At 46.6% G+C, this 238-nt stretch carries 1 rRNA gene; it reads right to left on the bottom strand.

Going from position 1 to position 238, the window contains the following annotated elements:
• Positions 1–147: 147 nt before the first annotated feature.
• Positions 148–238: ribosomal RNA gene (locus tag M3182_RS26815) — 23S ribosomal RNA — on the bottom strand; the annotation flags it as partial.

Raw genomic sequence — 238 nt, forward strand, 5'->3', positions numbered from 1 at the left:
AAGTAAAGTAAATTGAGTATCGTTGTCTAGCTACGGCTCCTAACTTCTCGGCCGTTTCAATCCGTCCAAACAAATCCAAAATCGGGATTTGCATGGCCGGCTCTCCAACGTCTGTCGAAGTTGAACAGTTGCCTTCGCTTTTCAAATTTGGTTAAGTCCTCGATCGATTAGTATCAGTCAGCTCCACACGTCACCGCGCTTCCACCTCTGACCTATCAACCTGATCATCTTTCAGGGA

Origin of the sequence: Mesobacillus maritimus, from assembly GCF_023715205.1 — a bacterium.
In the GTDB taxonomy this organism is placed as follows: Bacteria; Bacillota; Bacilli; order Bacillales; family Cytobacillaceae; genus Mesobacillus_B; species Mesobacillus_B maritimus_C.